This is a genomic window from Mailhella massiliensis (genome assembly GCF_900155525.1).
Classification (GTDB): Bacteria; Desulfobacterota; Desulfovibrionia; order Desulfovibrionales; family Desulfovibrionaceae; genus Mailhella; species Mailhella massiliensis.
In genome coordinates, this window is the sequence record NZ_LT706935.1 from 1 (window position 1) to 2,285 (window position 2,285).

General features: G+C 48.8%; 4 protein-coding genes. 2 read left to right on the plus strand and 2 right to left on the minus strand.

Features of this window, described 5'->3' with window-relative positions:
- Positions 1-424: 424 nt before the first annotated feature.
- A complete protein-coding gene (locus CZ345_RS00500; protein ID WP_077071248.1) occupies positions 425-811 on the plus strand; it encodes a hypothetical protein in 387 nt (128 codons plus the stop codon).
- Positions 812-848: 37 nt separating this feature from the next.
- The gene (locus CZ345_RS00505) at positions 849-1,379 is read left to right on the plus strand and encodes a GrpB family protein (RefSeq protein WP_077071249.1); all 531 of its coding nucleotides are present in this window, start codon (positions 849-851) and stop codon (positions 1,377-1,379) included.
- Positions 1,380-1,443: 64 nt separating this feature from the next.
- Here CZ345_RS00505 and CZ345_RS00510 read toward each other — a convergent pair whose 3' ends face one another.
- A complete protein-coding gene (locus CZ345_RS00510; protein WP_144277187.1) occupies positions 1,444-1,677 on the minus strand; it encodes a helix-turn-helix transcriptional regulator in 234 nt (77 codons plus the stop codon).
- A gap of 18 nt (positions 1,678-1,695) precedes the next feature.
- Positions 1,696-2,285: tyrosine-type recombinase/integrase (locus tag CZ345_RS00515; RefSeq protein ID WP_144277188.1), on the minus strand; the 590-nt coding region annotated here is incomplete at its 5' end.

A 2,285-nucleotide genomic window follows, 5' to 3' on the forward strand; every position in this document is an offset into this window, starting at 1 on the left:
GCGTGAGAAGCGTAGCGCCGAACGCTCTGAGGGTGTCCAGAGGCGAAGCCTTTGGCAGGATGTTAGCTGGCGTCAGACAGCTACCATCCTGTAAGGAAGAACCCCGGCGGTCTTGGGGACTGCCTTTCGTTGCTTCGGGGGAAGCATTGCCCACACTGTGCTTCCGCTTTTGGCGCAAGCATAGATGAAAAATCACCTTGAAGACCAGAGAAAAAAGCAAAAAGACTGTATTGTTTTTCTCTGAACACTGAGTTTAAAAAAATCATGTCATGAAAATGAAGATGATAAAAAATAATTGTCCATATTTGTCTTATATATATATTACTATAATATTCTACAGTGTATTACCATCCATGAACTTTTGTTGTAAATAAAGTCTTTAATGTGGTATGTGGGAAGGAATACGACAAGGAAGGAGATGCTTATGGCAACGGCTCGTCGTTACACAATGGAACAGATAGAGGCCGCCCGGAAAAAGCTCCGCAGTTTACCGGTGAAAGAGGTAGGGAAGACTCGCGGGGAAGTCGCGGAATTTCTGGTCAACGACATCAAAAAGGCCATGCGACAGGGCTACACGCTGCGAGACATACGGAACTTGCTTGCGGATGCTGGGGTATCGGTTCCGCTCACCAAGTTGGAGGCTTTGCTTGACAAGGGTTCCAGCTTGGAGCCGGTAAAGGAACAGGGGGCAGTCGAAGAAGGCACGCCCACGGCCCGTGAAGGCAACAGCAAAGGGGAATGGGAAAGAGCAGGGAATGACATAGAAGAAACCACTACGGCAGGGAAGTGCCTTGACCCTGTCGTCTTTTGAAGTATCGTATAAAAGCTCAACGACTGGAGGAAGTCATATGAAGGTTAGAGTTGTTCCCTATAACCCTGTCTGGAAGCTGGAATTTAAACGGGAGGCTGATTCCATAGCAGGAATACTCGGCACTCTTCTTGTTTCCATACATCATATTGGCAGCACTGCGGTGGAAGGGTTATGTGCAAAGCCAATTATAGATATTATGCCTGTAGTGACCGATGTGGAAAAAGTTGATGACTTTGATGAATCATTCAGAAAATTAGGTTATGAGTGCATGGGGGAATTTGGTATTCCCGGAAGACGATATTATCGAAAGGGGGGAGATGATAGGACTCATCAAATTCATATTTTTGGAATGACGGATAAAGAAAATATTGAAAGGCATATTGCAGTAAGAGACTACCTGAGAAAACATACTGAGGTTGCAGAAAGGTACGGTACTTTAAAAAAACACCTTGCACAAAAATTTCCACTTGATATTGAAGGGTATTGCGAAGGAAAAGATGCCTTTGTCAAGGCAATGGAAGTTGATGCCTTGCGCTGGAAGGTGTTAATTAGTGACTCTCAAAAATAGTAAAGGCGGCGCGGTCAAGGTTCATGCCCTGGTCGCGCCGCCTTTTGGGAATGGGTCGGATGAGCTATTCATAGTATTTCCGCGCCTCGTTTTTTTCCTCCTGAATGGATTGCAGGGAAAGCTGCTTGATGAGGGCGGCAATGTCGGAAGACCGCCATACCGAAGTGCGCGGCCCCAACTTTATAGGTTTGGGAAAACGGCCATCCTTGCAACCTTGCCACCATGCGCTTCTGCTTATGGGGATCAGTTCAAGAACCTGCGGCAGACGCAGAAAGGAATCCTCCGTCAGTTTTTTCATAGGGTGTCTCCTCATGTTTTATTCAAGGCCAACCTCCTGACGGGCTTTGGCTCTCAAACCGTCAAGGAAGTCGGCCCAATCCTGAAGCATACGGCGGCGTTCCGGCAGGTATTCGGCGCGGTTGTAAATACCGCGTATCTGTTCCGTAGGGGCATGGGCAAGCTGGCGTTCAATCCAGTCCCGGTTGTAGCCGAGTTCGTTGAGAAGGGTGGATGCCATAGCGCGAAAACCGTGCGGGCACATTTCATCTTCTTCAAAGCCCATGCGGCGTATGGCTCTTTGCAGGGCGGTTTTTCCAAAAGGAACGGTTTCGGAACGGTAGCTGGGAAAGACGTACTGAGTACCGCCAGAATACGCCCGCAATTTTTCCAGAACGGTTAACGTCTGCCTGCTGAGGGGAACAAGATGGTCGCGCCGCATTTTCATGCGCTCCGCCGGGATACGCCAGATGTTGTTCTCAAAGTCGAACTCTTGCCATTCAGCGCAACGGATTTCGGTTGTCCGGCAAAAGGTAAAGGCCATAATCTGCAAGGCGCTCCTGACGACCAGCGACCCCTGATAGTTGTAGATGGCGTGCATCAGCCGTCCCACCTTCTCCGGTGTCGTCA

Bases quoted from the DNA above. Each gene is read 5' to 3' on its own strand.
- CZ345_RS00500 (WP_077071248.1), top strand. From the start codon at position 425: ATGGCAACGGCTCGTCGTTACACAATGGAACAGATAGAGGCCGCCCGG.
- CZ345_RS00505 (WP_077071249.1), top strand. From the start codon at position 849: ATGAAGGTTAGAGTTGTTCCCTATAACCCTGTCTGGAAGCTGGAATTT.
- CZ345_RS00510 (WP_144277187.1), bottom strand. From the start codon at position 1,677: ATGAAAAAACTGACGGAGGATTCCTTTCTGCGTCTGCCGCAGGTTCTT.